Raw genomic sequence first — 25,855 nt, 5'->3', positions numbered from 1 at the left:
TTTGGACGGGCTGCGCGCCCCGGCGCGGCAGCTGGCCATGCTGCTGACGATGGCCGCGGCGCTCGCGCCGGCCGCCAGCCCCGCGCAGCCGGCCGACGACCTGGCCGTCCAGGCCCGCGAGGCCTGGGCGAAGCGCGACCGCTCACGCCTGGCCATGCTGGCCGAAGCCGCCCAGGCGCAGGCCCATCCGCTGGCGGGCTGGGTGGCGTACTTCGAGCTCAACGCCCGGCTGGCCCAGGTGCGCCAGCCCGAGATGGACGCCTTCTACGCCCGCTACCCCGGCAGCTACGTGGAAGACCGGCTGCGCAATGACTGGCTGCTGGAGCTGGGCCGGCGCCGCGACTGGGCCAACTTCCGCCGTGACCACGCGGCCTACCAGATGCGCGACGACCGCGAGGTCGTCTGCTACGCGCTGCTGGCCGAGCACGCGGCCGGCGCGCGCCTGACCCTCGACGCCGCCCGTGGCGCCTGGTTCGCCCAGAAGGATGCCGACGAGGGCTGCCGCGCACTCGCGGCGGCGATGGTGGAGGCCGGCACGTTCAAGCCTGACACGCTGTGGGCCCGTGCCCGCCAGGCCCAGGAGCAGGGCCGCGCCACGGCCGTGCGCCAGGCCGTCGCGCTGCTGGACAACAAGGCGCTGAGCCAGAAGCTGGCCGAGCTGCAGGACAACGCCGGCCGCTACCTGACCCGCAAGGCCCGCACCACACCGCGCGCCGAGGCCGAACTCACCGCGCTGGCCCTGGCCCGCGTGGCTGCCAACGACCCCGACCAGGCCGGCGCCGTGCTCACCGCCAAGTGGGCCAAGCTGCCCCAGGATCTGCGGGCCTGGCTGTGGACGCAGATAGCCCGCCACTCGGCGCTGCGGCTGCAGGACGACGCGCTGGCCGCCTTCGAGCGCGCGCACCAGCTCGCGCCGCAGCAGGCCTGGAGCGAAGACGCGCTGGCCTGGTGGGCCCGGGCCGCGCTGCGCGCCCGTTCGCCGGCCGTGGCGCTGCGCGCCATCGACCAGATGAGCGCCCACGAGCAGCGCGATCCCGGCTGGGCCTACTGGCGCGCCCGCGCCACGCGCATGCAGGGCGACGCGGCCGGCGCACGCGCGCAGCTGCAGGCGCTCGCCACGGCCACGCAGGCCGCGCCGCTGAACTATTTCGGCCGCCTCGCCGCCGAAGACCTCGGCCAGCCCACGCCGCTGCCGCCCGCGCCCGCGCCGCTGACGGCCGACGAGCGCCGCGCCGCGCGCAGCCACGCCGGCCTCGCGCGCGGGCTGCGCCTCATCGAGCTGGGCCTGCGCAGCGAGGGCGTGCGGGAGTGGAACTTCTCGCTGCGCGGCATGGACGACCGCCAGCTGCTGGCCGCCGCGCAGGAGGCCTGCGACCGCCAGGTCTGGGACCGCTGCATCAACACCAGCGAGCGCACCAAGACCGAGATCGACATGGCGCAGCGCTTCCCCACGCCGCACCGCGAGGAGTTGCTGCGCGAGGCCCGCGCCGCGGCGCTGGACCCGGCCTACGTGTTCGGGCTGGTGCGCCAGGAGTCGCGCTTCGTGCTGGATGCGCGCTCCCACGTCGGCGCCGCCGGCCTGATGCAGGTGATGCCTGCCACGGCCAAGTGGACGGCCAAGAAGGTCGGCCTGCCCTACAGCCCCGAGCGGCTGCACGACCGCGACTTCAACCTGCGCATCGGCACGCACTACCTGAAGCTGGTGCTGGACCGCTTCGACGGCGCCCAGGCCCTGGCCGCCGCGGCCTACAACGCCGGCCCCGGCCGCCCGGCGCGCTGGCGCGAAGGCCCGGTGCTGGATGCGGCCATCTGGGCCGAGAACATCCCCTTCAACGAGACGCGCGACTATGTGCGCAAGGTGCTGCTGGGCGGCGCCATCTATGCACAGCTGCTGGGCCTGCCGGCCACGCAGCTGCGCGAGCGGCTGGGCGGCAACGTCGGCCCGGCCAAGCAACGCAACGAGGACGACCTGCCATGAGCCTGAACCTTCTTGTGCTGGGCGGCAGCGGCTTTGTGGGCCGCGCGCTGTGCGAGCAGCTGACGCGCCGCCTCGGCGCCGACGTGCGCATCACCGTGCCCACGCGGCGGCTGCGCCATGCGCAGGCGGTGCAGAGCCTGCCGGGCGTCACCGTCGTGCAGGCCGATGTGTTCCGCGAGCTGCCGGCGCTGCTGGCCGGGCAGCATGCGGTGGTCAACCTGATCGCCATCCTGCAGGGCAGCGCGGACGCCTTCGAGCGCGTGCACGCAGCCCTGCCCCGGCACATCGCCGCCGCCATGGCCACGGCGGGCGTGCGCCGGCTGGTGCATGTCAGCGCGCTGGGCGTGGCGGCGGACGCGCCCTCGCGCTACCTGCGCAGCAAGGCCGCGGGCGAGGCCGCACTGCAGGCCGCCGTACAGGCCGGCACGCTGGACCTGACGCTGGTGCGGCCCTCGCTGGTGTTCGGCGCGGGTGATGCCAGCGTCAACCTCTTTGCCGGGCTGCAGCGCCTGTTCCCGCTGATGCCGCTGGCCGGCGCCGGTGCGCAGCTGCAGCCGGTGTGGGTGCAAGACCTGGCACGGGCCTTGGTGGAGGTGCTGCTGCGCAGCGAGGCCGTGGGCCAGACCTACGAGATCGCCGGCCCGCGCGTGCTGACGCTGGGCGAGCTGGTGCAAGTGGCGGGCCGCGTGGCCGGGCATGCCCGCCCCATGCTGCCGCTGCCCGGCCCGCTGGCCACGCTGCAGGCGCTGGCCATGGAATGCCTGCCGGGCGAGCCGCTGCTGTCGCGCGACAACCTGGCCTCGCTGAGCGTGCCCAACGTGGCCAGCGGCCACCTGCCCGGCCTGGCGGCGCTGGGCCTGCAGCCGGCGTCGCTGGAGGCGGTGTTGCCCACCTACCTGGCCCCGGGCTGCGGCGTCGCACGGCTGAACGCGTGGCGCGCGCGGCATTGATCTCTTGCGCATTGCTCATCACACGCGGGCCGCGCGCCGCCTAAGCTGGCGCCATCCCATTCAGGAGGCCCCGTGAAGCTCTACATCGGCAACAAGAACTACTCGTCCTGGTCCATGCGCAGCGGCGTGCTGCTGGCCGCGTTCGGCATTCCGTTCGAGGAGGTCAAGCTGCGCTTTGATTTCTCGCCCGACTCGCCGTGGACGCGCACCATCGCCGCCATCACGCCCACCAAGCGCGTGCCGGTGCTGGTGGAGGACGACGGCTTCACCGTGTGGGACACGCTGGCCATCACCGAGTACATCGCCGACCGCCATCCCGAGCTGCCCATCTGGCCGCGCGACGCGCGGGCCCGGGCCCGCGCGCGCAGCCTGTGCGCCGAAATGCACGCCGGCTTCTCGCGCCTGCGCAGCCTGTGCCCGATGAACATCGAGGCCTTCTTCCCCGAGGTCGGCGCGAAGCTGTGGGCCGAGGACGAAGCCTTGCGCGCCGACGTGGCGCGGCTGGAGCAGGCCTGGGGCGACGCGCTGGCCAGCAGCGGCGGCCCCTTCCTGTTCGGCGCCTTCAGCGCGGCTGATGCCTACTTTGCGCCGGTGGCCGTGCGGCTGAGCCGCTTCGGCTTACCGGTGTCGGACGCGGCCGCCGCCTACCGCGATGCACTGCTGGCCCACCCGGCCGTGGAGGACTGGGTGGCCGAGGCGCTGCGCGAGCAGGACTTCATCGTCGAGGACGAGCCCTACCGCAACTCACGCTGACATGCTGGAACTCCGCCCCTGCTGCGAGCATTGCGCGGCGACGCTGGCGCCGGACTCGCTGGAAGCGCGCATCTGCAGCTTCGAGTGCACCTTCTGCGCGGCCTGTGCAGAAGGACTGCTCGGCGACGTCTGCCCCAACTGCGGCGGAGGCTTCGTGCCGCGGCCGGTGCGGCCCGCCCGCGACTGGAAGGGCGGCAACTCGCTGGGCACCCACCCTGCCCGCACCGAGCCCAAGCACCGGCCCGTGGACCTGGCCGCTCACGCCGGCCTCGTCGCCGCGCTGGGCGGCCTGCCACCCGAACAACGCTGACCATGATCGCCCTCCACGGCTTCTCCCAATCCGGCAACACCTACAAGGTCGCGCTGATGCTGCTGGCGCTGCAGCTGCCCTGAACCGCGCGGCATGTGCCGCTGGCCGACTTCGCCGCCGGCCTGACGCGCTCCGACGCGTGGCGCCAGGGCGAGAACGAGATGGGCGAGGTGCCCATCCTGGAGATCGACGGCCAGCGCCTGACGCAATCGGCCGCCATCCTGCTGTACCTGGCCCGGCGCGAAGGCAGGTACGGCGGCGCGACCGACGACGAGCAGCAGGACGTGCTGCGCTGGCTGTTCTTCGACAACCACAAGTTCACCAGCTACTTCGCGACCTACCGCTTCATGAAATCCTTCGCCGGCACGCCACCCGAGCCGGCGCTGATGGCCTGGTTCAAGGGCCGTATCGACAACGCCTTCGGCATCGTCGACAAGCACCTGGCCGGCCGCGAGTTCATCGTCGGCAGCGCGCCCACCATCGCCGACCTGTCGCTGGCGGGCTACCAGTTCTTCCCGGTCGATGAGAGCGGCATCGATGTGGCCACGCAGTACCCGGCCATCGCCGCCTGGCGCGAGCGGCTGAAGACGGCGCTGCCGGGCTGGAAGCCACCCTACGAGCTGCTGCCCGGCGAGCAGGTGCCGCCGCGCTGGTGAGTGAGTCGGCATGGAGGCCGATACTTGCGCCATGCCTTGCTTCACCCGGATCACACGCCTTGCCCGGCGGACTCCCCTCGCCTGCCTGGCATTGCTGGCGCCCAGCTTCGCAGCGCCTGCAGAGTGCGGCCAGGTGACCAACAGGCAGATTCCGGCGCCGACCCAGCGCCCGGCCTCCTGCATCGCCGTGCAACTGCAGCACGCCACCGTGCTGCTCGACAAGGCGCTAGCGGAGGCCCACGCCAGGGGCCTCATCGCTTCGCACCCCGGCGACGACCACAACTCGATGTGGACAACCCGCCGAGCACGAAGTCTGCTTGAGTCCGTGACGCCGCGCGCCACGCTGAACTCGTGCGCCAGCGTGGATGGCCGAGGACGAGCCGACGAGTGGCTGTTCTACATCGCGTTTCAGCTCGATCGCGGCCACGCCGCCGTCCAGGCCAGCGGCGCGGACGCGCCCACCGGTGTCATCGCGGTCCGCGAACGGTCGATGGGCTGTTCGCCCAGCCTGGGTGGCACGTCCACGCGCGCGTACGGCATCCCCGGCGGGCGCTGGTTCCTCTCCCTCCTCACCGGCATCTCTTGAACCGACGCGAGCACGTCGCCTCCATGTCCTCCTCCTTCAACACCTACCTCGTCGGCGGCGCCGTCCGCGACCGCCTGCTGGGCCTGCCCGTGCAGGACCGCGACTGGGTGGTCGTCGGTGCCTCGCCGCAGGCGCTGCTCGCCGCCGGCTACCAGCCCGTGGGCAAGGACTTCCCGGTCTTCCTGCACCCCGACACGCACGAGGAAGTGGCGCTGGCCCGCACCGAGCGCAAGACGGCCGCCGGCTACCACGGCTTCGCCTTCCACGCCGCACCCGACGTCACGTTGGAACGAGACCTGGCCCGCCGCGACCTGACGATCAACGCGATGGCCGAGGACGACACCGGCCAGGTCGTCGACCCCTACGGCGGCCAGCGAGACCTCGCCGACAAGGTGCTGCGCCACGTGTCGCCCGCGTTCGCGGAAGACCCGGTGCGCATCCTGCGGCTGGCCCGTTTCGCCGCGCGCTTTGCCGACTTCACGGTCGCCCCCGAGACCGTGGCGCTGATGCGCGACATGGTGGCGGCCGGCGAAGTGGATGCGCTGGTGGCCGAGCGCGTGTGGCAGGAGCTGTCGCGCGGGCTGATGGAGCAGCGGCCCTCGCGCATGTTTGCCGTGCTGCGCGAGGCGGGCGCCTTGCGCGTGCTGCTGCCCGAGGTGGACGCGCTGTTCGGCGTCCCCCAGCCCGAGGCCCACCACCCGGAGATCGACACCGGCCTGCACGTGATGATGGTGCTGGATCAGTGCGCGCGGCTGCAGGCGCCGCTGACCGTGCGCTATGCCTGCCTGTGCCACGACCTCGGCAAGGGCACGACGCGCCGCGAGGAATGGCCGCGCCACATCGCGCATGAGTCGCGCAGCGAGAAGCTGGCGGCCCGCGTCAGCGAGCGCTGGAAGGTGCCCACCGACTGCCGCGAGCTGGCCGCGCTGGTGGCGCGCGAGCACACGCATGTGCACCAGAGCGCCGCGTTCAGCGCCGAGGCGCGGCTGCGCCTGCTGGAGCGCTGCGACGCCTGGCGCCGGCCGCAGCGCTTTGCCGAGCTGCTGTGGGCCTGCGAGTGCGATGCGCGCGGCCGCCTCGGCCTGGAGAGCCGCGACTACCCCCAACGCGCCCAGCGCCTGGCCGACCTGGCCGCCACACAGCAGGTGGACCTGGCCGCCGTGTCCGCTGCCGCCATGGCCCGCGGCGCGCAGGGCCCAGCCATCGGCCGCGCGGTGCAGGCCGCCCGGCTGCAGGCGCTGCCAGCCGCAACCCCCTGAGGAGAGAACCGCATGAAGTCCCTGCTGCTCACGCTCGCCGCCGCGCTGCTCGTCAGTGGCGCCCAGGCCCAGGACACGCTGCGCGAGCGCCTCAAGGCCCGCGCCGAACAGCGCCGTGCCGACGCCGCCGGCGGCCTGCAGGACCTGAAGGTGCAGGGCCGCCAGGTGCTGGTGCACCTGCCCACTGGCTACCGCGCCGACCGGCCCACGCCGCTGGTGCTGGCCTTCCACGGCGGCGGCGGCCATGCCGAGCACATGGCCGAGCACTACGGCCTGCGCCAGAAGGCCGACGAGGCCGGCTTCATCGTGGCCTTCCCCAACGGCGACAGCAAGTTCCCGGGCGGCAAGCTGGCCACCTGGAATGCCGGTGGCTGCTGCGGCGATGCGCGCGACAAGGGCGTGGACGACGTCGCCTTCGCCCGCGCCGTCGTGGCGGCCCTGCAGGCCAAGTACGCCATCGACGCGGGCCGCGTGTTCGCCACCGGCATGTCCAACGGCGCCATGCTCAGCCACCGGCTGGCCTGCGAGGCGGCCGACGTGTTCCGCGCCGTGGCCGCCGTGGCCGGCACTGACGCCACGCGCAGCTGCACGCCGTCGCGGCCGGTGTCGGTGCTGCACATCCACGCGCAGGACGACAGCCATGTGCTGTTCAACGGCGGCGCCGGCCCGGACGCCTTCCGCGACCGCAGCAAGGTGATGGACTTTGTGTCCGTGCCCGAGACCATGGCGCGCTGGGCGCAGCGCAACCAGTGCCCGGCGCCGCCGCAGCGCACGCTGAGCGTGCCGGGCGCCTGGTGCGAGACGCAGACCGGCTGCGCCGGCGGCGTGCGCGTGCAGCTGTGCGTCACCGAGACGGGCGGCCATGCCTGGCCCGGCGTGGAGCACGGCCGGCGCAACAAGCCGGCGGCGTCGCAGGCGCTGAACGCCAACGACACGCTCTGGCGCTTCTTCGAGGCCGCTGCCGCGCGCCCCTGAGCCGCAGGCACGCGCATCCGATCGTTTACTAAACAATCTTTTCACCCTAGACTCTGAAAACGCTTTCAGATTCCGCGCCCCTGTCCATGCCCGCCACGCCTGCCGTTCCGCTGTTCTCCTTGAGCCCCTGGCTCCCTCACGGCACCGCCGCGCAGGCAGGCCCGCGATGAGCGCGCCGTCCGTCACCCGCGCCGCGTTCGCGCTGCGCACGGAGTTCTTCGTCATGGGCGTGCTGTTCGCCACCTGGGGCGTGCATGTGCCCACGGTCAAGGCGCACTACGGCCTGGGCGAGCAGGCGCTGGCGCTGGCCATGCTGGCCAGCGGCGTGGGCGCGCTGGCGGCGCTGGCCTACGCGGGGCGCATCGTCGGCCGCTTCGGGCCGCGCGTCATCGCGGCGGTGATGGGCTGCGTCAGCTGTGCGGCCATCGCCAGCCTGCTGCTGTCCTCGCACTACGTTGCGCTGATCGCGGTGATGCTGGTGTTCGGCAGCTTTGGCAGCCTGTTCGACGTGGCGCTCAATGCCGAGGCCAGCGAGATCGAGGCGCTGAGCGGCCGGCCGCTGATGAGCGGCTTCCACGGCATGTTCAGCCTGGGCGGCATGGCCGGCGCCGGCCTGGGCAGCGCCGCGCCCCCGCTGGGCCTGGCGGCGCAGCACCACCTGCTGCTGGCCACCGGCGCAGCTGCGCTGGCCGCGCTGCTGGCCAGCCGCGCGATGCTGCCCGTGCCCGAGAAGGCCGGCGAGGAGAAACACCCGCTGAGCCTGCCGCGCGGCCCGCTGCTGCTGCTGGGCGTGCTGGCGTCCATGGGCCTGATCGCCGAGGGCGCGATGTACGACTGGAGCGTGCTGTTCATGAAGCAGGAGCGCGGCAGCGAGGCCGCCACGGCGGCGCTGGCCTACGCCAGCTTCAGCGGCGCGATGGCGGCCGGCCGCTTCGGCGGCGACTGGGTGCGGGCGCGGATGTCGGGCACGCGGCTGATGCGCCTGAGCGGCGTGCTGGGCGCGGCAGGCATGGCGCTGGCGCTGGCCGTGCCCTCGCCCACCGTGGGGCTGCTGGGCTTTGCGCTCGTCGGGCTGGGCCTGTCCAACGTCGTGCCGGTGCTGTTCAGCGCCGCATCACAGACGCCCGGCGTCAGCCCCGCACACGGCATCGCGGCCGTGTCGGGCGTGGGCTACCTGGGCATGATGGCCGGACCGCCGCTGATCGGGCTGATCGCCGAGTACTCGTCGCTGACCTGGGGGCTGGTGGTGGTGGTGGCATTCGCCAGCTTCATGGCCTTGTCGGCGCAGCGGGCGATGCGGGGCCGCTGACGGCCTGACCGAGCTGACGCACCGCCACGGCCTGTGCGGCCTGGATGTGCGTGTCGCTCAGGCCCAGCTCGCGGCCCACGGCCAGGCCCACGCTGGCGGGATCGCGGCCAGTGAGCCGACCGAAGATGACCAGCGCCTCCAGGTAGCTGCCCCAAGCGCCGAAGTGGTAATGATCTGCCGCCCAGAGGCTGGCCTTGCCGGCGTCGATGCCGTCGTAGGGGTTGCGGTCGGCCACGCCGGCCTGCACCGCGCTGAGCGCCGCGTCGCCCACCGGCAGCACGCCGGCCATGCAGGGCGCTGCTGCCGCCGCCTGCGCGTAGGCGGCGCGCAGATCGGCCTGCATGTCCTCCAGCGTGCGGCCCGCCCAGCGGCCGCCGGGCGTGCGGTAGACCTGGTCGGCGCGCGCCCAGGTCTGCAGCAGGTAGACGCGGGCCGACGGATTCACGCCATGCACCAGCTGCTGCAGCCCCGCCGCCGCCGCAACGAAGGCCGTGGCATCGCCCGGGCGCTGCGGGTCCAGCGTGCTGTACTCCTGCAGCACGACGACATCCCACGGCCGACTGCCGATCAACGCGGCCTTCTGCGCGAGGTGAAAGCGCAGCGTCTGGCCGCTGGCCAGCTCGGTGCTCACATCGACCTGCAGGCCGGCCGCCACCGCCAGCCGCTGGAACACCGCCGGCACGCCGCCATAGCCGCTGCCGTTGAGGTCGGTCACGCCCGCCCGGTTGTAGTGCAGCACCGGCGGCGCATGGCCGTGCAGGAAGCTGTTGCCGACGAACAGGATGCGCTGCGGCGCACCGGCCGAGGGCGGCGGCACCGGCGTGCGCTCGCAGGCCGGGTTGGCCGACGCCACGGCACAGGCGAGCAGCGCGGGAATCAGCAGGAGGCGGGAGCGCGTCATGCCGCGCAGTATCGCGGTCAGGTCCGGCACGCTACGCGGCGCGCCGGACTGGGGCATATTGCGCCCCTCGGACATCGCCACGCATTGCACGCACCATGACCCAGCACCCCAGCCCGACGCCCGCCGATGACCTGCCCGCCGTCGTCGCGGCGCTGCGCGAAGCCCGCCAGCGTTGGCGCGACGCCCACCGCCGCGGGGGCGACGGCCGCGAGCTGCCGTCGCGCGAGTTGCTGGCGGCCATGGTGCAAAGCCTGTCCGGCGCGCTGTTCCCCATGCGCCTGGGCCCGCCCACGCTGCACCCGGAGGACGAGGATTTCTACGTCGGCCACACGCTGGGCACGGCGATGGTGACGCTGCGCCAGCAGGCTGCGCTGGAGCTGCGCCACGAGGCCCGCCAGCGCGGCGATGACGCGCCCGCGCAGGACGCCGACGCGCTGGCCGCGCGCTTCCTGCAGACGCTGCCCGCGCTGCGCGAACTGCTGGACAGCGATGTGCTGGCCGCCTACCAGGGCGACCCCGCCGCCCGCAGCGTGGACGAGGTGCTGCTGTGCTACCCGGGGCTGCGCGCGCTGATCAGCCACCGGCTGGCGCATGAGCTCTACCGCCTGGGCCTGCCGCTGATCGCCCGCGTCATCGCCGAGCTCGCGCATGCCGACACCGGCATCGACATCCACCCCGGCGCCACCATCGGCCCGGGCTGCTTCATCGACCACGGCACGGGCGTCGTCATCGGCGAGACGGCCGTGCTGGGCCGGCGCGTGCGCATCTACCAGAACGTCACGCTGGGGGCCAAGAGCTTCCCCACCGACGGCGACGGCAACCTGCTCAAGGGCCAGCCTCGCCATCCCATCGTGGAGGACGAGGCCGTCATCTACGCCGGCGCCACCGTGCTGGGCCGCGTCACCATCGGGCGCGGCGCCGTCATCGGCGGCAATGTGTGGCTGACGCGCAGCGTCGCGCCGGGCAGCGTGGTCACGCAGGCCGACATGCAGTCGCACGAGGGCGCCCAGCCCTGACCAACCCTCAGCGGATCACGGTGCTGGCCACGCAGCGGAACTGGCCGGCCGCCTCGTCCAGGTCCCAGCGCTCCACCACGGCGCTGCGCTGCGCGCGGATCACGTTGACCGAGTTGGACAGCCCGCCGCGCAACCGGTGGCTGAGCGCGGTGCCGCCCTGCACTGCCCACACCGGCCGGGGCAGCGCGGGCCAGCGCTGCCGCAGCGGCAGCACATAGGGCAGGTGGATGTGGCCGCCCAGCACGGCGTCCACGCCGGCCTCGGCCCAGCGGCGCACGGCGGCCTCGTGGCCTCGCAGCAGGTGGCCGCGGTCGGCCGCCAGCGTCACCGCCACCGGCTGGTGCACGGCCACCAGGCGCAGCTGACCCGGCGCCGCCGCGGCGACGCGCTGCGCCACGGCCTCGATCTGCGCCGCCGACACCTCGCCCCGCGAGTGCCGGTAGCGCCGCGTGGTGTTCAGCGTCAGCACCAGCAGTGCGTCGTTCGAGAACTCGCCCTCCAGCGCCGGCCCGAAGGCCTGCAGGTAGCGCGCATGCGGCCGGAACGCGCGCGCGACCAGGTCGAACAGCGGGATGTCGTGGTTGCCCGGCAGCACGCGTTGCGCGGGCACGCCGAGACTGTCGAAGAAGGCGCGGGCGCGGGCGAACTCGTCGTGGCGGGCGCGCTGCGTGATGTCGCCGGTGGCCAGCAGCAGGTCGGGGCGCAGCTGCGCGCACAGCGCCTGCAGCGCCGCCATCGCGACCGGGCGCTCCGTGCCGAAATGCGTATCCGACACCTGCAGCACCACGCTCATGCGCGCGCCTCCTGCCGCTCCGGCGCCAGCCCGGCCGGCCGGATCAGCGCCAGCGGCTCGGGCGCGACATCGAACTGCAGCGGCAGCGGCAGCCAGAACACCTCGCCATCGGTGGCCACCTTGATGCGCCGCGCGCCGAAGCTGCGGCCCTTGACGGTCAGGCGATCGAACGCGAAGTGCTGCACCTGGTCGGCCTCGCCGAGCTGGCCGAAGGCGCCGCGCGCCAGCAGGGCCAGCAGCGTCCAGCGCCCCACCGGCTGCAGCGCCACGCCCGCCAGCCGGCCGGCGTCGATGGCCGGCGCCTGCGGCAGCCCCACCTGCTCCATCTGCAGCGCGTTGTTGCCGACGAACAGCGTCAGCGTGCGCAGCTGGCGCTGCTGGCCGGCCCGCTCCACCGTGAGGCGCAGGCTGCGGTGGCCCTGCAGCACGGTGCGGATGCCCGCCACCAGCGCCACCAGCCGGCTGCGGCCGAACTGCTGCTTCCATGCCTCGCGGTCTTCCAGCAGCTGCGGGTACAGGCCCAGGCTGGCGTTGACCAGGAACACGCGGCCGTTGAGCCGCCCGACGCGCACGGGCCGGGCCGCCTCGGTCAGCAGCACGCGCAGCGCGCCGTCCAGGTCCTGCGGAATGCCATGCGTGCGGGCGAAGTAGTTGAAGGTGCCGCGCGGCAGCACACCGAAGCGGCAGCCACTGCCGAGCACGGCCTGGGCCACGCCGTTGAGCGTGCCGTCGCCCCCGGCCGCGACGACGATGCCGCCGGCCGCGCGCGCCTGCCGCACGGCCTCGCGGGCCACCTCGGCCAGCTGGCCCGGCCGCTGCACGGGCAGCAGATGGCAGTCGCGCCCGGCCGCCGCGCAGGCGGCCTGCACGGCGGGGGCGAAGCCATCGGTATCGCCGCGCCCCGACGCGCGGTTGAACACAACGAACAGGGCGGCCACCGCGGCGGGGCTGGCGCTCAGCGCGCCGCGTTGATCTGCTGCACGAAGTCGCGGTGGCTGGGCAGGTCGGCCACGGCGCGCTCGGCGAAGCGTTGGATCTTGGCGAACAGGCGCTCGGCCTGGGCCTGCTGCGTGAAGTCGGCCCGGCCGGCGCTGAGGTCGGTGGGGAAGCCCATGCCGTACAGGATGTACTGGTAGTTGAAGAACGCGAAGGTCTCGGTGTCCAGCGCGAAGTCGAAACGGCCGGGCGGGCGCAGCCGCCACTGCGCCAGCAGCTCGGCCAGGCGCGGCGGCCAGCTGGCGGGGTCGGCGTTGTCGCGCCAGAAGGGCTCGGTGCGTCGGCTGAGGCAGTAATGCAGCTTCAGGAAGGCGACGATGTTGTCGAAGCGCGCCTGCATCAGCTCGTTGAAGCGGCGCGCCGGCGCGTCGATGGGGCCGCTGTGCGGCAGCATCTCGGCCACCATACCGACGGCGGCCTCGATGAGCACCAGGCCGGTGGCCTCCAGCGGCTCCAGGAAACCGGCCGACAGGCCCACGGCCACGCAGTTGCCCACCCACTGCTGCTCGCGGTAGCCGGGCGAGAACGGGATGCTGCGCAGCACGGCGTCCTCATGGCCGGGGCCGCAGTAGCTGCGCAGCACGTCGGCCGCATGCGCATCGCTCATGTAGCGGCTGGCGTACACGCAGCCCACGCCGCGCGCGCCGTTCAGGCCGATGTCCCACAGCCAGCCGGCCTCGTGCGCCGTCGCGATGGTGGCGCTTTCCAGCGGCGCGTCGGGGGCCTCGGGCGCGGGCAGCTTGCAGGCCAGCGCGCGGTCGACGAAGAGCTGGTCGCCGACCGACTTGAAGGGGCTGCCCAGCGCGGCGCCGATGAGCTCGGCGCGCAGGCCGGAGCAGTCGATGAACAGTTCCGCCTCGAAGCGCCCCTCGGCGGTGGCGACATGGGCGATGCCGCCGCGCTCGTCCAGCGCCACCTGCGTGACCGTGCCCTGCACATGCCGCACACCCAGCTGGCGAGCACGGCCGGCCAGCAGCCGGGCGAAACGGATGGCGTCGAAGTGGTAGGCGTAGCTCAGCGGCCCGGCGAACGGCGCCTCACCGACGCGCTTGGGCGCGCGCTGGGCCTCGGCCACGCGGTGCTGAAGCGTCAGCGCCTGCGCGAACGGCGGCCGCGTGGCCTCGTCCTGCAGCAGCCAGTAGGGCACGAGGTTGAGCTCCTCGGCATAGAACGGCGCCTCGAAGGGGTGGAAGAAGGCGTGGCGCTGGCCGGCCTGCGGCGCCTGCGCCCAGTCGACGAAGCGGATGCCCTGCTTCAGCGTGGCGCCCGTCTCGCGGATGAACTCGGTCTCGGCAATGCCCAGGAACTGCAGCGTGCTGCGGATGGTGGGGAAGGTGCCCTCGCCCACGCCGACGCTGCCGATGTCGGGCGACTCCAGCAGCGTGATCTCCAGCTGCGGCCGCTCCGGCAGCCGCAGCGCCCGCGCCAGGTAGGCCGCCGTGAGCCAGCCGGCGGTGCCCCCGCCCACGATGAGGATGCGTCTTTTGCTGGACATGTCAGTCGTTCCTTGCGGGCCGAGCGCCGGGCCGACCCCGAGCCGGCCCGCTCGGGCGATGTGTTTGCGGCTCAACGCCGCAAACATCGCCGTTCCCTCGGGGGACCGGCCAACGTACGCGTTGAACGAGGGGCCTCATGCCCGGGTGTAGAGGTTCTTGAGCCATTGGTGACCGGTTTGCGTGCCCTGGCTCCAGTCTTCGTCGTCCTCGCCGGGCGGGGTGACGTAGCCGGACGGGTTGAGCAGCTTCACGCGCCCGGCCCGGAAGGCCGGCACGCGCTGCGTGACCAGGGTGAGCCCATGCTCCAGCGCGGTAGCGGCCAGCAGGCCGTCGCGCGTGTTGGCATAGGGCAGCTGGGCGCGGCGGCGCACGACGGCGGCGTCCACCGGCAGCACGCGGCCGGCAAAGGCGGGCATCACGCGATGGTCGATCCAGTCGCGCACGGCCAGCCCGGCGGCGCGGTCCTTGCGGCCCAGCCGCGCGGCAGCGTTCTCGATCTCCAGCAACACCAGCGCCGAGATGAACAGCTGCTGCCGCGGGATGCCGCCGGCCCAGGCCAGCAGGCCGGCGTCGGGCTGCAGCGCGCGCGCCTGGCGCAGGGCCAGCACGATGCCGGTGTCCAGCAGGTACATCAGCGCCCCCCGCCGTCCAGCGGCTCGCGGTGGTCCCAGGCCCCGTCGGCCGACGCGTCGGCCCCATCCAGCACCACCGGCTCGGGCATGGCCAGCAGGTCCAGGATGCTCTCCCCCTCGCCCGTCAGCCGGCGGTACTCGGCGATGCTCAGCAGCACATGCGTGGGCTGGCCCCGGTCGGTCACCAGCACGGGCTCTTGCAGCGCGGCGCGCTTGGCCTGGCTGACGTCGCGGTTGAACTCGCGGCTGGTGAGCAGCTTCATGGGGCCGCATCGTAGCGACGTGCCTGCGACGCCTCAATGCCAATGTAGGTACGTAGGCACAAACAGGCCAATCCCGATGGACAGCGCAAACCGCGCTGGCACAGTCGCCAGCCACGTTGGCAGCGCTTTCACACCGGCGCCTGCCACCCGCAAGAACCACAAAGGACACGCCATGGATCTCGGCAACATCGACCTCCCGGCCTTGCTGGCGGACATCTTCGCCAAGCATGGGCCGGCCGCGCCGGCTGCCGCACAGACCTACTCGCCGACGGACTTCAGCGTGCACTTCTTCCTGCAGCTGGCGTTGATCATCCTGGCCTGCCGCGTGGTGGGCTGGCTGGGCAAGAAGTTCCTGGCCCAGCCGCAGGTGGTGGGCGAGATGATTGCGGGCGTCGTCCTCGGCCCGTCGCTGTTCGGCATGCTGGCGCCCGAGACGCAGGCGGCCATCTTCCCCAAGGAGATGAAGAACGTCCTGTACTGCGGCGCGCAGCTGGGCGTGGGGCTGTACATGTTCCTGGTGGGCACGACGCTGCGGCTGGACCACTTCGCCACCAAGGCGCGCAGCGCGGTCAGCGTGTCGGTGTCGGGCATCGCGGCGCCCTTCCTGATCGCCGTGCTGATCACGCCCCTGCTGCTGCAGGTGCCGGGGCTGTTTGCCGAGGGCATCTCCACGGCCAATGCGACGCTGTTCATGGGCGCCTGCATCGCGCTGACGGCCTTCCCCATGCTGGCGCGCATCATCAACGAGCGCGGCCTGGCCAACACCTCGCTGGGCACGCTGTCGCTGACGGCGGGCGCCTTCGATGACGCGGTGTCGTGGTGCGTGCTGGCGCTGGTGCTGGCGGCCTTTGGTGCCGGGGCGGGCGTGGCCGTGCTGGCCATCGGCGGCGGCGCGCTCTGGGCGGCCTTCGTGCTGCTGTTCGGCCGCCGGCTGCTGGCGCCGCTGGGCCGCATGGTGGAGCGCGACGGCCACATGAGCCACACCGTGCTGGGCCTGACGCTGGTGGCCTTCTGCGTCTCGGCCTTCGTGATGGACGCGGTGGGCATCCACGCCATCTTCGGCGGCTTCATCCTCGGCGCAGTCATGCCGCGCGGCCTGTTCGCCACCGAGCTGAAAGCCAAGGTGGAACCGCTGACGGTGATCCTGCTGCTGCCCATGTTCTTCACCTACTCGGGCCTGAACACGCGGCTGGACATGATCAATTCCATGGAGCTGCTGCTGATCGCGCTGGGCATCCTGGCGGCCTCGGTGCTGGCCAAGTTCGGCGCCTGCTACGTTGCGGCGCGGCTGGCCGGCGAGGACAACCGCACGGCGCTGGGCATCGGCGCGCTGATGAACTCGCGCGGGCTGATGGAGCTCATCATCATCAACATCGGCCTGCAGAAAGGCATCATCGGCCCGGCGCTGTTCTCGATGCTGGTGCTGATGGCGGTGGTGACCACCATGATGGCCAGCCCGGTGTTCGAGTGGGTCTACGGCCGCCAGGCGCGTGCCTCCGGTGAACTGGGCGCCCTGCCCGGCACCCCCTCCAGCCCGGCCGCCTGAAGCTCAGCGCTGCGGCGCGTGGCGCATGGCCGTTTGCGGGCGGTTCGCTCGCGAAGTTGATTGGTCTGGCGCACAGACACGCGGTAAGGTTCAGGCCTGTTTCGTTTGTCTCCTCCACCCCGTGCGGTGGATTCAACCCTTCGGCCCGGATCACCGACCGAAGGGTTTTTTTCGGCCTGTGCATGCCGCGTGGGCAGGGCACAAAAAAAGGGGCGCCATGCGCCCCTTGTGACCGACCGGTGAACCGGATCAGGCGGCGACGACGCGCACCATCTCCAGCACCTTGTTCGAGTAGCCCCACTCGTTGTCGTACCAGGACACCAGCTTCACGAAGGTGCCGTCCAGCGCGATGCCGGCTTCGGCATCGAAGATGGAGGTGCGGGCGTCACCGCGGAAGTCGGTCGCGACGACCTTGTCTTCCGTGTAGCCCAGCACGCCCTTCAGCGCGCCCTGGCTCTGAGCCTTGAACTCGGCGCAGATGTCGGCGTAGCTGGCTTCGTTGTTCAGCTCGACGGTCAGGTCGACGACCGACACGTCGCTGGTGGGCACGCGGAAGGCCATGCCGGTCAGCTTCTTGTTCAGCTCAGGGATGACCTTGCCGACGGCCTTGGCGGCGCCGGTGCTGCTGGGGATGATGTTCTCCAGGATGCCGCGGCCGCCGCGCCAGTCCTTGTTGCTCGGGCCGTCCACGGTCTTCTGCGTGGCGGTGGCGGCGTGCACGGTGGTCATCAGGCCGCGCTTGATGCCCCACTTGTCGTTCAGCACCTTGGCCAGCGGGGCCAGGCAGTTGGTCGTGCACGAGGCGTTGGAGATGATCTTCTCGCCGGCGTACTTGGTGTGGTTCACGCCGAACACGAACATCGGCGTCTCGTCCTTGCTGGGGGCCGAGAAGATGACCTTCTTGGCGCCCGCGGCCAGGTGCTTCTCGCCGCCGGCCTGGTCCAGGAAGATGCCCGTCGACTCGATGACGATGTCGGCGCCGGCCTCGGCCCACTTCAGCTCGGACGGGTCCTTGATCGCGGTCAGGCGGATGGACTTGCCATTCACGACCAGCGTGTTGCCCTCGACGGCGACATCACCCTCGAACTTGCCGTGCACGCTGTCGTACTTGAGCATGTAGGCCAGGTAGTCGGGTTCCAGCAGGTCGTTGATCGCGACGACCTCGATGTCCTTGAAGTTCGCGACAGCGGCACGGAACACCATGCGTCCGATGCGGCCGAAGCCGTTGATGCCGATCTTGATGGTCATGGAAAAGTCTCCAGGAGGATAAAAATTCTGTGCGGCGGGATTCTCGGCGATTCAAGCCTGCCGAGGGTTTCAGCCCGATTTCAGTGCTTGATGCAGATCATCGCCACCATGAGAAAGCAGGGCCGCAAACGCGGCCCCGGACATCACTTCTTCTTCAGCACGGCCTTGACGGTCGCGGCCACGTTCTCGGGCGTGAAGCCGAAGTGCTTGAACAGCACCGGCGCCGGCGCCGATTCGCCGAAGGTGTCGATGCCGACCACGGCGTCGACGCCGTACTTCCACCAGAAGTCGCTGACGCCCATTTCCACCGCCACGCGCGGCAGGCCCTTGGGCAGCACGCTCTTCTTGTAGTCCTTGTCCTGGCGGTCGAACACGTTGGTGGACGGCATGGAGACCACGCGCACCTTCACGCCTTCGTCGGCCAGCAGCTTCTGCGCAGCCAGGGCCAGCTGCACCTCGGAGCCGGTGGCGATGATGACCGCCTTGGCCTTGCCCTTGGCCGGCTCGGCCAGCACGTAGGCGCCCTTGGCGATCTCGTCCACATTCGTCTTGGGCGAGTAGGCCAGGTTCTGGCGCGACAGCGCCAGCAGGCTGGGGCGCTGCGCGTTGCCCAGGGCCATGGTCCACGCGACGACGGTTTCGGTCGTGTCGGCCGGGCGCCAGACGTCCAGGCCCGGGATCAGGCGCAGGCTGGCGACATGCTCGATGGACTGGTGCGTCGGGCCGTCTTCACCCAGGCCGATGGAGTCGTGCGTCATCACGTGGATGACGCGCTGCTTCATCAGTGCGGCCATGCGGATGGCGTTGCGGCTGTAGTCGCTGAAGGTCAGGAAGGTGCCGCCGTAGGGGATGAAGCCGCCGTGCAGCGCGACGCCGTTCATGATCGCGGCCATGCCGAACTCGCGCACGCCGTAGTTGATGTGGCGGCCGTTGTTGGGGGTGCCGTCGGCCTCGAAGCGCAGGTTGGGCGTGCTGCTGGTGTTGGTCAGGTTGGAGCCGGTCAGGTCGGCGCTGCCGCCCAGCATCTCGGGCAGCTTGGCGGTGAAGGCTTCCAGCGCGATCTGGCTGGCCTTGCGGCTGGCCACGGTCGCCGCGTCGGCGTGGGCCTTGACGACGGCGTCCACGGCGATCTGTGCGAAGTCGGAGGGCAGCACGCCGGCCATGCGGCGCTGGAACTCGGCGGCCAGCTCGGGGTGGGCTTCGGCGTAGGCGTCGAAGCGCACGTCCCACTCGCTCTCGACGCGGTCGCCGGCAGACTTGTGATCCCAGGCGGCGTAGACCTCGGCCGGGATGACGAAGGGCTCGTGCGTCCAGCCGATGGCCTCGCGGGTCAGCTTGATCTCTTCGGCGCCCAGCGGCTCGCCGTGGGCCTTGCTGGTGTTGGCGCGGTTGGGCGAGCCCTTGCCGATGTGGGTCTTGGCGATGACCAGCGTGGGCTTGTCGGTGCTCTGCTTGGCGCGGCCGATGGCGTCATCCACGGCGTCCACGTCATGGCCGTCCACCGGGCCGATGACGTTCCAGCCATAGGCCTGGAAGCGCTTGGCGGTGTCGTCGCCGAACCAGGGCGCGACCTGGCCGTCGATGGAGATGCCGTTGTCGTCGTAGATGGCGATCAGCTTGTTCAGCTTCCACGAGGCGGCCAGCGCGGCGGCTTCGTGCGAGATGCCTTCCATCAGGCAGCCGTCGCCCAGGAAGGCGTAGGTGTGGTGGTTGACGATCTGGTGGCCGTCGCGGTTGAAGTCGCGCGCCAGCAGCTTCTCGGCCAGCGCCAGGCCCACGGCGTTGGTGATGCCCTGGCCCAGCGGGCCGGTGGTCGTCTCGACGCCGGCGGTGATGCCCACTTCAGGGTGGCCGGGCGTCTTGCTGTGCAGCTGGCGGAAGGCCTTCAGCTCCTCGATGGGCAGCTCGTAGCCCGTCAGGTGCAGCAGCGCGTAGATCAGCATCGAGCCGTGGCCGTTGGACAGCACGAAGCGATCACGGTCGGCCCAGTGCGGGTTGGCCGGGTTGTGCTTGAGGTGGCGGGCCCACAGCGCGACGCCGATCTCGGCCATGCCCATGGGGGCGCCCGGGTGGCCGGAGTTGGCGGCCTGCACGGCGTCCATCGCCAGCGCGCGGATCGCGTGGGCCATGAGGGTGGGGGAGGCGGTCGATGCTGCAGTCATGGCCGGGGCTTTCTTCGGGGGTGGAGCAAAACCCGGGATTCTACGGAGCGATGCTCGCCGGCCTTGATCCAGCGCAAGGCCGGGACGTCGCCGTCGCGCGACGCTTCGCACCATGGTTGCCTCGACCCTGCCGCTGACCGTGCGCGTCATCCGCGCCGAACACGACGCGCTCGCCGCGATGCTGCGCACCGTGCCGCTGCTGCTGCAGGCGCAACAGCGTGCGGGCGCCGCGCCGGACTTCGGCGCGCTGCGGGCCATGCTGTTCTACGTCGACGAATTTCCAGAACGCCTGCATCACAAAAAGGAAAGCGAGCTGCTCTTCCCGCGGCTGCGCGCGCTGACGCCAACGCTGCGCGCCACGCTCGACGAGCTGGAGGCCGACCATGCCCAGGGCGAGCGCGCCATCCGCGAACTGCAGCACAGCCTGCTGGCCTGGGAGCAGATGGGCGAGTGCCGGCGCGACAAGTTCGCCGAACAGCTGCGCGTGTACGCGGCGCGCTACCTGCGCCACATGAAGCGCGAGGAGATCGAGTTGCTGCCGCGCGCGCTCGAGGCCTTCAAGCCCCAGGACTGGGCCGAGCTGGACGAGGCCTTCGGCAGCCACCAGGACCCGCTGGCGCCACGCCCCGGCCAGGCGGCAGACACGGCCTACGCGCCGCTGCGCGAGCGCATCCTGGCGGCGCTGCCGTCGCCGTTCGGCTGGGGGCCGGGGCTGGCCTGAGCGGCCGCGGCCGGGCAGCAGCCCGCCGCCTCAGCGGCGCGAGCGCAGCAGCGTCAGCCGCCCGGTCGCGGCCCAGGCCTCCAGGCCACTGCGAGCGTCGGCCTGCAGCGCTGCCTCGTCATCCGCCTCGGCGTCCACCAGGCCCACCCAGGCATTGCGGCCGGTGTCCTTGGCTTCGTACAGCGCCGCGTCGGCAAGGTCGATGGCGGCATGCCAGTCCAGCACGGCGGGCAGGCGCGTGCACAGCGGGAAGGCACTGAAACCCACCGAGCAGGTCAGCGACAGGCGCAGGTCGCCATCCAGCGCAAAGGGCTGGGCCGACACGGCCTGGCGCGCGCGCTCGGCCAGCTCGGCAGCGCGGCTGCGCGGCGTGCCGCGCGCGACGATGAGGAACTCCTCGCCGCCCCAGCGCACCAGGTAGTCCGTCGCGCGGAACACCTGCTCCAGCCGGCCGCGCATCTGCGTCAGCACGGCGTCGCCGGCCATGTGGCCGTGGGCGTCGTTGATGCGCTTGAAGTGGTCGATGTCGACGAGGAAGAACAGCAGGTCCTGCTCGCTGCCGCCGGGGCTGGGGATGTGGGCGATGGGCTCGTAGTGGCGCTGGGCCAGCGCAGCATCGGCCGGGATCTGGCGGTCCAGGAAGCGGCGGTTGCGCAGGCCGGTCAGCGGGTCGGTGAGGCTGGCCTCCTCCAGCTCGGCGGACTTGGCCGTCAGCGCGGCGGTGGCGGCCTCCAGCGCCTGGGTGCGCTCCTGCACGCGGGCTTCGAGCATGCGCTGGCGGCGCAGCAGCCAGCGGGTGCGCACACGCACGATGGCGGCCACCGCAGCCAGCGCGGCCAGCACGGCCAGCGCGCGGGCCCACAGCGTCTGCCACCAGGCGGCGCGCACATGCACGTCCAGCGTCAGCTCCTTGGGCGCCCAGGCACCGTCGCGGTTGCTGCCCTGCACATAGAGCCGGTAGTGGCCAGGGGCGAGGTTGGTGTAGGTGGCCGTGCGGCCCAGCGTGCCATCGGCCCAGCCGCCATCCAGGCCCTGCAGCCGGTAGCGGTAGCGGTTGCGGCCGGGCTGGGTGTAGTCCAGCGCCGCAAAGGAGAAGCTGAAGGCCGTCTCGCCCGGCGCCAGCACCAGCGGCGTGCCGGGCGGCGGCAGCGGCCGCTCGTCGCCGTCCACGCGCAACTCGGACGCCACCAGCGGCGGCTGGTAGGTCCAGGGCGTGAAGCGGTCGGGGTCGATGACCAGCAGGCCGCGCGCGCCGCCGAACAGCATGCGGCCGTCGGCCAGCTTCTCGTAGGCGCGGAACCAGCCGGTGCCCAGGTCGGCGCCGTCGGCGGCGCTGAGCTCGCGGCGCTCGCCGGTGCGCGGGTCGTACATGTTGCGCTGCGACCAGATGCGGCCCTGCTTGTCGAACAGCAGGTTGGCGCCGAACGCCCCGCCCACGTCGGAGGCCGCCACGGCCTCGAAGCGCGCGTGTGCGCCCTTGTTGTCGACCATGCGGTGCAGGCCGGTGCCGGTGTCCACCCACAGCCGGCCAGCCAGGTCCACGGCCATGCCCAGCACGGTCTGGCCGGTCAGGCCCTTGGTCTCGACCCACTCGGCCACCGGCTCGGCGTCGCCCGGCGTGGCGATGCGGAACAGCCCGGCCGCGCCGCCCGCCCACAGGCTGCCGTCGGGCAGCCGGGCGAAGGCGTTGACCTCGCCGGTGCCGCCCACCAGGCCGGCCGTGGGCACGGGGCGCATCTGCGGCTGCGCGGGCGTCCAGCGCAGCAGGCCGTCGAGCGTGGCGATCCACAGCGCGCCGTCGCTGCTGGCGTGAAAGCGCCGCGGCACGGCGTTGCCGCTGCGCAGCGTCTCCTTCCAGCGGCCCTGGTCGTCAAAGCGCAGCAACTGCGTGTCGATGGCAACCCAGACCGAGCCGTCCAGCGTCTGCGCCAGCGCATTGATGCGCCCGGCCGGCAGGCCTGCGCTGCCCGGCGCGATGTGGGCCAGCGGCTGCAGCGCGCTGTCGCGCCGCTCGATGCCGCCGGCCAGCGTGCCCAGCCAGATTTCGCCATTGCTCAGGTGCAGGATGCTGCGCACGTCCAGCACCGCCGAGCTCATGGACTCGCGCACCATGGACAGCCCCGGCAGCGAGGGCACATGGCGCATCAGGCCGCCGCCGTAGCTGCCGGCCCAGATGGTGCCGGAGGGGTCGCGCAGCAGCGCGCGCACGTCGCTGCGCGGGCCGGTGGCGGACAGGCGCTCGATCAGCGCGCCGTCGGTCGCGCGGCGCCGCGACAGGCCCGAGGCGTCGCCAAACCACAGCTCGTCGGCGTCCGCCTGCGCCATCGTCATGATGGGCCAGACGCTGCCGCTGCCGTCTTCCTGCGCGCCAGCGCTGAACGGCAGCTGCAGGCCGGCCGGGGACAGCGCACGCAGCCGGCCCTGGGCCGTGCCGACGATGATGCGGCCGTCCAGCGTCTCGGCCAGCAGCGTGACGAGCTGGTCGGACAGCCCCACGTCCAGCGTCTCGATGGGCCCGTCGGGCGCCTTGCGGGCCAGGCCGCGCCAGGTGCCTATCCACAGCGTGCCCTGCTTGTCGACCAGCAGCGTCTGCACGCGCGGGTCGGGCAGGCCGTCTTCCTTGCCGCGGTGATGGGTGAAGCGGTCGCGCTTGACGTCAAAGCGGTCCAGCCCGCCGCTGCCGCCCACCCACAACGTGCCGTCCTTCTCGAGCGCAAAGCTGCGCACGGTGTTGGCGGCGGGGGCCGTCTCGTCGGCGGAGTTGCCGTCGCGCGTCCAGCGCGACCAGCGGCCGGTGGTCAGGTCCAGCCGCACCAGGCCGCTGTTGCCGGCCGCCACCCAGAGCCAGCCGCGCGGGTCGGGCAGCATGGCGCGCACGAACTGCTCGGGCAGCAGTTGGCCGTCCGGAGCCGACAACGCATGGTGCTTGAAGGTGTAGCCGTCGAAGCGCATCAGCCCTTCCGGCGAGCCCGCCCACAGCAGGCCGCGCGCATCCAGCGCCAGTGCCGAGACCACGTTGTCCCGCACGGCTCCCGATTCGCCGACCGGTTCGAACCGCGGCACCACCGCCTTGGCTGTGGCCAACACGAGCAGCAACAGCAAGGCCGCACTGCCTCTTTTCATGGACGCCCTCATGGCGCAGCATTCTCCGTGACGCCACCGACAGCCCGGGACGGCACAAGCCCGCACGGGAAAACTCCCCCCTCTCTGCCACGCAACGCCCGCGGCGGCGCAAGGTGTGAACTAGTCGATGCTCGCCCTCGCTTTTATCAATTCGCGAAGCATCACTTCTATCAATTTGCTGGACACTGTGGCCACGCCCCGGCTCAGCCTGTTCCTTCACTCCGGGGCACACGGAGTTCCTCATGGATTCCCCCCTCGCACCCGCCGCCCCGTCCTCCGCCACGTCAGCACCGTGCACGCTGCTGTTCGTGGACGACGAGCCCGGCATCCTCAGCGCCCTGCGGCGGCTGTTCCGCCCGCTGGGCCACCGCATCCTGCTGGCCGAAAGCGGCGAGGCCGCGCTTCAGATGCTGGAGCACGAGAAGGTGGACCTGGTGCTGTCGGACATGCGCATGCCCGGCATGAATGGCGCGCAGTTGCTGCAGTCGGTGTGCCAGCGCTGGCCCGACGTCGCACGGCTGCTGCTGACGGGCTATGCCGACATCGGCTCCACGATTGCGGCCATCAACCAGGGCGAGATCCAGCGCTACATCTCCAAGCCGTGGGACGACCAGGAGCTGCTGCTGGCCGTTCGCGAAGGTCTGGAGCGGGCCCGGCTGCGTGAGGAGAATCGCCGCCTCCAGGCCCTGACGCAGGCGCACAACCAGGAGCTGGAGCGCCGCGTGGCGGCGCGCACGGCAGAGTTGTCGCAGGTGAACGACATGCTGGAGCGCGCCTTCGGCGACCTGCGCGAGAACTTCCTGCTGTCGATCAAGGTGTTCGCCGGCCTGATGGAGCTGCGCGAGGCCGGCCGGGCGGGCTACACCGAACGCGTCGGCCAGCTGGCCCGGCGCCTGGCCGTGGCGCTGAATCTGCCCGCTGCAGAGCAGGACGACTGCTACGCCGCTGGCCTGTTGCACGAGGTGGGCAAGATCGGCCTGCCCGACGCACTGCTGCGCAAGCCGGTCTCGCTGATGCGCGGCGACGACCTGGTGCTCTACCGTCGCTACACCCTGCTCGGCGAGGCGGCGCTGATGCCGCTGACCGGCCTGCGCGGCGCCGCGCGCCTGGTGCGCTCGCACCAGGAGCGCGTCGACGGCATGGGCTTCCCGGATGGGCTGCGCGGCGAGGAACTGTCACTGGCGGCGCAGGCGGTCGGGCTGGCAGCGGCCTTCGAGGGCCTGCAGGCAGGCCGTCTCAGCGAGCGCCGTCACGACGCCGACAGCGCTCGCGCCGTGCTGCGCGGGCTGTCGGGCACACGCTTCGCGCCCATCGTCATCGACGCCTTCGAGCAGTTGATGAGCACCGCGCCAGCGCCCGCCCCCAGCCAGATCCAGGTCAGCGCCGCCGACCTGAAGCCCGGCATGGTGATGGCGCAGGACCTGCTCAGCCCGCAAGGCACGCTGCTGCTGGCGTCAGGCTTTGTGTTCGAGCCCGGCGTGATCAACACCATCCGTGACCTGGTGCGGCGCGAAGGCCTGGACATCGCGTTCCAGATCCGCGTCCCCCCTGCGGCAACTGCTGCGGTGCCGTCATGACTGCCTGAAGAGGTCTGCAATGCCTGCCACCCCCCGCCCCCCGTCTCACCACGTGATGCTCGTTGATGACGAGCCGGCCATCCTGCAGGCCTTGCTGCGCACGCTGCGCAGCGGCACGGCGGACGGCCTGTGGGCGCCACTGCACGTCGAGACCTTCACCGAGCCGGCCCTGGCGCTCGCGCGCGCCCGCGAGCAGTCCTTTGCCCTGTGCATCAGCGACTTCCGCATGCCGGCGATGAACGGCGCGCAGTTCCTCGCCGCGCTGCGCACCCTGCAGCCGGACTGCAGCCGCCTGATGCTCTCCGCCCACGCGGACTTCGACGGGCTCACCGACGCGATCAACCTGGCCCGCATCGCGCTGTTCCTGTCCAAGCCGTGGAACGAAGCGGAGCTCAAGAACGCGGTGCGCGAACAGCTCGACGAGTACCGCCGCCGCGTCGAGCTGGGCCTGTTGGCCGAACGCCAGCTGCTGGCACTGGGCTCGCTGAGCCCGCAGGAGGCCGAACGGCGCCGCCTGGAGCGCATGGAACCCGGCATCACGCGCGTGCAGTGGACCAGTGACGGTGCCTACGTGCTCGACCCCACCGGCGCCTCGGCGCTCTGAC

General features: G+C 71.9%; 23 protein-coding genes. 14 read left to right on the top strand and 9 right to left on the bottom strand.

Features of this window, described 5'->3' with window-relative positions:
* The first annotated feature begins 37 nt into the window (after window positions 1-37).
* The 9 genes from NYO99_RS08880 to NYO99_RS08840 all read left to right on the top strand — a co-directional run bounded on the left by NYO99_RS08880 (window position 38) and on the right by NYO99_RS08840 (window position 8,776).
* Window positions 38-1,978 (top strand): lytic transglycosylase domain-containing protein, encoded by a 1,941-nt coding sequence (locus tag NYO99_RS08880; RefSeq protein ID WP_268166814.1) that lies wholly within the window; start codon window positions 38-40, stop codon window positions 1,976-1,978.
* A complete protein-coding gene (locus NYO99_RS08875) occupies window positions 1,975-2,928 on the top strand; it encodes a complex I NDUFA9 subunit family protein (RefSeq protein WP_268166813.1) in 954 nt (317 codons plus the stop codon). The genes NYO99_RS08880 and NYO99_RS08875 overlap by 4 nt, the downstream gene beginning before the upstream one ends.
* Window positions 2,929-3,000: 72 nt before the next feature.
* Window positions 3,001-3,681, top strand: a complete 681-nt coding sequence (locus NYO99_RS08870) for a glutathione S-transferase family protein (RefSeq protein ID WP_268166811.1) — start codon at window positions 3,001-3,003, stop codon at window positions 3,679-3,681.
* 1 nt (window position 3,682) lies between these two features.
* Window positions 3,683-3,991 carry a DUF1272 domain-containing protein gene (locus NYO99_RS08865; protein ID WP_268166810.1) on the top strand — a complete coding sequence of 103 codons (309 nt, stop codon included), beginning with the start codon at window positions 3,683-3,685 and terminating at the stop codon, window positions 3,989-3,991.
* Between the two features lie 95 nt (window positions 3,992-4,086).
* Window positions 4,087-4,647, top strand: a complete 561-nt coding sequence (locus tag NYO99_RS08860) for a glutathione S-transferase family protein (protein ID WP_326494826.1) — start codon at window positions 4,087-4,089, stop codon at window positions 4,645-4,647.
* 10 nt (window positions 4,648-4,657) lie between these two features.
* A complete protein-coding gene (locus tag NYO99_RS08855; RefSeq protein ID WP_268166809.1) occupies window positions 4,658-5,233 on the top strand; it encodes a hypothetical protein in 576 nt (191 codons plus the stop codon).
* A 23-nt stretch (window positions 5,234-5,256) separates the two neighbouring features.
* Window positions 5,257-6,492, top strand: coding sequence for a multifunctional CCA addition/repair protein (locus NYO99_RS08850; protein WP_268166808.1), 1,236 nt, complete (start codon window positions 5,257-5,259; stop codon window positions 6,490-6,492).
* 12 nt (window positions 6,493-6,504) lie between these two features.
* Window positions 6,505-7,467 carry an extracellular catalytic domain type 1 short-chain-length polyhydroxyalkanoate depolymerase gene (locus tag NYO99_RS08845; RefSeq protein ID WP_268166807.1) on the top strand — a complete coding sequence of 321 codons (963 nt, stop codon included), beginning with the start codon at window positions 6,505-6,507 and terminating at the stop codon, window positions 7,465-7,467.
* Between the two features lie 166 nt (window positions 7,468-7,633).
* A complete protein-coding gene (locus NYO99_RS08840) occupies window positions 7,634-8,776 on the top strand; it encodes an MFS transporter (RefSeq protein ID WP_268166806.1) in 1,143 nt (380 codons plus the stop codon).
* Here the strand turns inward: NYO99_RS08840 and NYO99_RS08835 are convergent.
* A complete protein-coding gene (locus NYO99_RS08835) occupies window positions 8,736-9,677 on the bottom strand; it encodes a PEP-CTERM sorting domain-containing protein (RefSeq protein WP_268166804.1) in 942 nt (313 codons plus the stop codon). The two genes, NYO99_RS08840 and NYO99_RS08835, sit on opposite strands and share 41 nt — an antisense overlap.
* 95 nt (window positions 9,678-9,772) lie before the next feature.
* Here NYO99_RS08835 and epsC point away from each other — a divergent pair, with 95 nt between their 5' ends.
* Window positions 9,773-10,693: a serine O-acetyltransferase EpsC gene (gene epsC, locus NYO99_RS08830; protein WP_268166803.1), complete on the top strand. Its 921-nt coding sequence runs from the start codon at window positions 9,773-9,775 to the stop codon at window positions 10,691-10,693.
* 7 nt (window positions 10,694-10,700) lie between these two features.
* Here epsC and NYO99_RS08825 read toward each other — a convergent pair whose 3' ends face one another.
* From NYO99_RS08825 to NYO99_RS08805, 5 genes are all read right to left on the bottom strand, one after another.
* Window positions 10,701-11,486 (bottom strand): metallophosphoesterase family protein, encoded by a 786-nt coding sequence (locus NYO99_RS08825; RefSeq protein ID WP_268166802.1) that lies wholly within the window; start codon window positions 11,484-11,486, stop codon window positions 10,701-10,703.
* Complete coding sequence (locus NYO99_RS08820) at window positions 11,483-12,424, bottom strand: diacylglycerol/lipid kinase family protein (protein ID WP_268166801.1); 942 nt, start codon at window positions 12,422-12,424, stop codon at window positions 11,483-11,485. The genes NYO99_RS08825 and NYO99_RS08820 overlap by 4 nt, the downstream gene beginning before the upstream one ends.
* 17 nt (window positions 12,425-12,441) lie before the next feature.
* A complete protein-coding gene (locus NYO99_RS08815) occupies window positions 12,442-13,977 on the bottom strand; it encodes a tryptophan halogenase family protein (RefSeq protein WP_268166800.1) in 1,536 nt (511 codons plus the stop codon).
* Window positions 13,978-14,112: 135 nt separating this feature from the next.
* Window positions 14,113-14,610: a PIN domain-containing protein gene (locus tag NYO99_RS08810; RefSeq protein WP_268166799.1), complete on the bottom strand. Its 498-nt coding sequence runs from the start codon at window positions 14,608-14,610 to the stop codon at window positions 14,113-14,115.
* Window positions 14,610-14,873, bottom strand: a complete 264-nt coding sequence (locus tag NYO99_RS08805; protein WP_268166798.1) for a type II toxin-antitoxin system Phd/YefM family antitoxin — start codon at window positions 14,871-14,873, stop codon at window positions 14,610-14,612. The genes NYO99_RS08810 and NYO99_RS08805 overlap by 1 nt, the downstream gene beginning before the upstream one ends.
* Window positions 14,874-15,045: 172 nt before the next feature.
* Here NYO99_RS08805 and NYO99_RS08800 point away from each other — a divergent pair, with 172 nt between their 5' ends.
* On the top strand, window positions 15,046-16,419 hold the full coding sequence (locus NYO99_RS08800; RefSeq protein WP_268166797.1) for a cation:proton antiporter: 1,374 nt from the start codon (window positions 15,046-15,048) through the stop codon (window positions 16,417-16,419).
* Window positions 16,420-16,668: 249 nt separating this feature from the next.
* On the opposite strand, the gene gap is transcribed toward NYO99_RS08800, so the two are convergent.
* Both gap and tkt read right to left on the bottom strand, forming a co-directional pair.
* Entirely contained in the window at window positions 16,669-17,667 is a 999-nt protein-coding gene (gene gap, locus NYO99_RS08795; RefSeq protein ID WP_268166796.1) for a type I glyceraldehyde-3-phosphate dehydrogenase, read from the bottom strand.
* A 143-nt stretch (window positions 17,668-17,810) separates the two neighbouring features.
* The gene (gene tkt, locus NYO99_RS08790; RefSeq protein ID WP_268166795.1) at window positions 17,811-19,796 is read right to left on the bottom strand and encodes a transketolase; all 1,986 of its coding nucleotides are present in this window, start codon (window positions 19,794-19,796) and stop codon (window positions 17,811-17,813) included.
* 145 nt (window positions 19,797-19,941) lie between these two features.
* On the opposite strand from tkt, the gene NYO99_RS08785 reads away from it, so the two are divergent.
* Window positions 19,942-20,550: a hemerythrin domain-containing protein gene (locus tag NYO99_RS08785; protein WP_268166794.1), complete on the top strand. Its 609-nt coding sequence runs from the start codon at window positions 19,942-19,944 to the stop codon at window positions 20,548-20,550.
* A gap of 30 nt (window positions 20,551-20,580) precedes the next feature.
* Here the strand turns inward: NYO99_RS08785 and NYO99_RS08780 are convergent, their stop codons facing one another.
* Window positions 20,581-23,673 carry a ligand-binding sensor domain-containing diguanylate cyclase gene (locus NYO99_RS08780; protein ID WP_268166793.1) on the bottom strand — a complete coding sequence of 1,031 codons (3,093 nt, stop codon included), beginning with the start codon at window positions 23,671-23,673 and terminating at the stop codon, window positions 20,581-20,583.
* 242 nt (window positions 23,674-23,915) lie between these two features.
* On the opposite strand from NYO99_RS08780, the gene nosR reads away from it, so the two are divergent.
* Both nosR and NYO99_RS08770 read left to right on the top strand, forming a co-directional pair.
* Complete coding sequence (gene nosR, locus NYO99_RS08775; protein ID WP_268166792.1) at window positions 23,916-25,250, top strand: response regulator c-di-GMP phosphodiesterase, NosR family; 1,335 nt, start codon at window positions 23,916-23,918, stop codon at window positions 25,248-25,250.
* A gap of 19 nt (window positions 25,251-25,269) precedes the next feature.
* Complete coding sequence (locus NYO99_RS08770; RefSeq protein WP_268166791.1) at window positions 25,270-25,854, top strand: response regulator; 585 nt, start codon at window positions 25,270-25,272, stop codon at window positions 25,852-25,854.
* Window position 25,855 lies beyond the last annotated feature (1 nt).

Source organism: Roseateles hydrophilus, from assembly GCF_026712245.1.
Taxonomy (GTDB): Bacteria; Pseudomonadota; Gammaproteobacteria; order Burkholderiales; family Burkholderiaceae_C; genus Pelomonas; species Pelomonas hydrophilus.
Note: the sequence above shows the minus strand (reverse complement) of the source record. Positions and strands in the feature narration are given on the sequence as shown.

What these genes read in the sequence shown, in the direction of transcription:
- NYO99_RS08880 (WP_268166814.1), top strand. Translation starts at nt 38, where the DNA reads ATGCTGCTGACGATGGCCGCGGCGCTCGCGCCGGCCGCCAGCCCCGCG.
- NYO99_RS08875 (WP_268166813.1), top strand. Translation starts at nt 1,975, where the DNA reads ATGAGCCTGAACCTTCTTGTGCTGGGCGGCAGCGGCTTTGTGGGCCGC.
- NYO99_RS08865 (WP_268166810.1), top strand. Translation starts at nt 3,683, where the DNA reads ATGCTGGAACTCCGCCCCTGCTGCGAGCATTGCGCGGCGACGCTGGCG.
- NYO99_RS08855 (WP_268166809.1), top strand. Translation starts at nt 4,658, where the DNA reads ATGGAGGCCGATACTTGCGCCATGCCTTGCTTCACCCGGATCACACGC.
- NYO99_RS08850 (WP_268166808.1), top strand. Translation starts at nt 5,257, where the DNA reads ATGTCCTCCTCCTTCAACACCTACCTCGTCGGCGGCGCCGTCCGCGAC.
- NYO99_RS08845 (WP_268166807.1), top strand. Translation starts at nt 6,505, where the DNA reads ATGAAGTCCCTGCTGCTCACGCTCGCCGCCGCGCTGCTCGTCAGTGGC.
- NYO99_RS08840 (WP_268166806.1), top strand. Translation starts at nt 7,634, where the DNA reads ATGAGCGCGCCGTCCGTCACCCGCGCCGCGTTCGCGCTGCGCACGGAG.
- NYO99_RS08835 (WP_268166804.1), bottom strand. Translation starts at nt 9,677, where the DNA reads ATGACGCGCTCCCGCCTCCTGCTGATTCCCGCGCTGCTCGCCTGTGCC.
- epsC (WP_268166803.1), top strand. Translation starts at nt 9,773, where the DNA reads ATGACCCAGCACCCCAGCCCGACGCCCGCCGATGACCTGCCCGCCGTC.
- NYO99_RS08825 (WP_268166802.1), bottom strand. Translation starts at nt 11,486, where the DNA reads ATGAGCGTGGTGCTGCAGGTGTCGGATACGCATTTCGGCACGGAGCGC.
- NYO99_RS08815 (WP_268166800.1), bottom strand. Translation starts at nt 13,977, where the DNA reads ATGTCCAGCAAAAGACGCATCCTCATCGTGGGCGGGGGCACCGCCGGC.
- NYO99_RS08810 (WP_268166799.1), bottom strand. Translation starts at nt 14,610, where the DNA reads ATGTACCTGCTGGACACCGGCATCGTGCTGGCCCTGCGCCAGGCGCGC.
- NYO99_RS08805 (WP_268166798.1), bottom strand. Translation starts at nt 14,873, where the DNA reads ATGAAGCTGCTCACCAGCCGCGAGTTCAACCGCGACGTCAGCCAGGCC.
- NYO99_RS08800 (WP_268166797.1), top strand. Translation starts at nt 15,046, where the DNA reads ATGGATCTCGGCAACATCGACCTCCCGGCCTTGCTGGCGGACATCTTC.
- gap (WP_268166796.1), bottom strand. Translation starts at nt 17,667, where the DNA reads ATGACCATCAAGATCGGCATCAACGGCTTCGGCCGCATCGGACGCATG.
- tkt (WP_268166795.1), bottom strand. Translation starts at nt 19,796, where the DNA reads ATGGCCCACGCGATCCGCGCGCTGGCGATGGACGCCGTGCAGGCCGCC.
- NYO99_RS08785 (WP_268166794.1), top strand. Translation starts at nt 19,942, where the DNA reads ATGGTTGCCTCGACCCTGCCGCTGACCGTGCGCGTCATCCGCGCCGAA.
- NYO99_RS08780 (WP_268166793.1), bottom strand. Translation starts at nt 23,673, where the DNA reads ATGAAAAGAGGCAGTGCGGCCTTGCTGTTGCTGCTCGTGTTGGCCACA.
- nosR (WP_268166792.1), top strand. Translation starts at nt 23,916, where the DNA reads ATGGATTCCCCCCTCGCACCCGCCGCCCCGTCCTCCGCCACGTCAGCA.
- NYO99_RS08770 (WP_268166791.1), top strand. Translation starts at nt 25,270, where the DNA reads ATGCCTGCCACCCCCCGCCCCCCGTCTCACCACGTGATGCTCGTTGAT.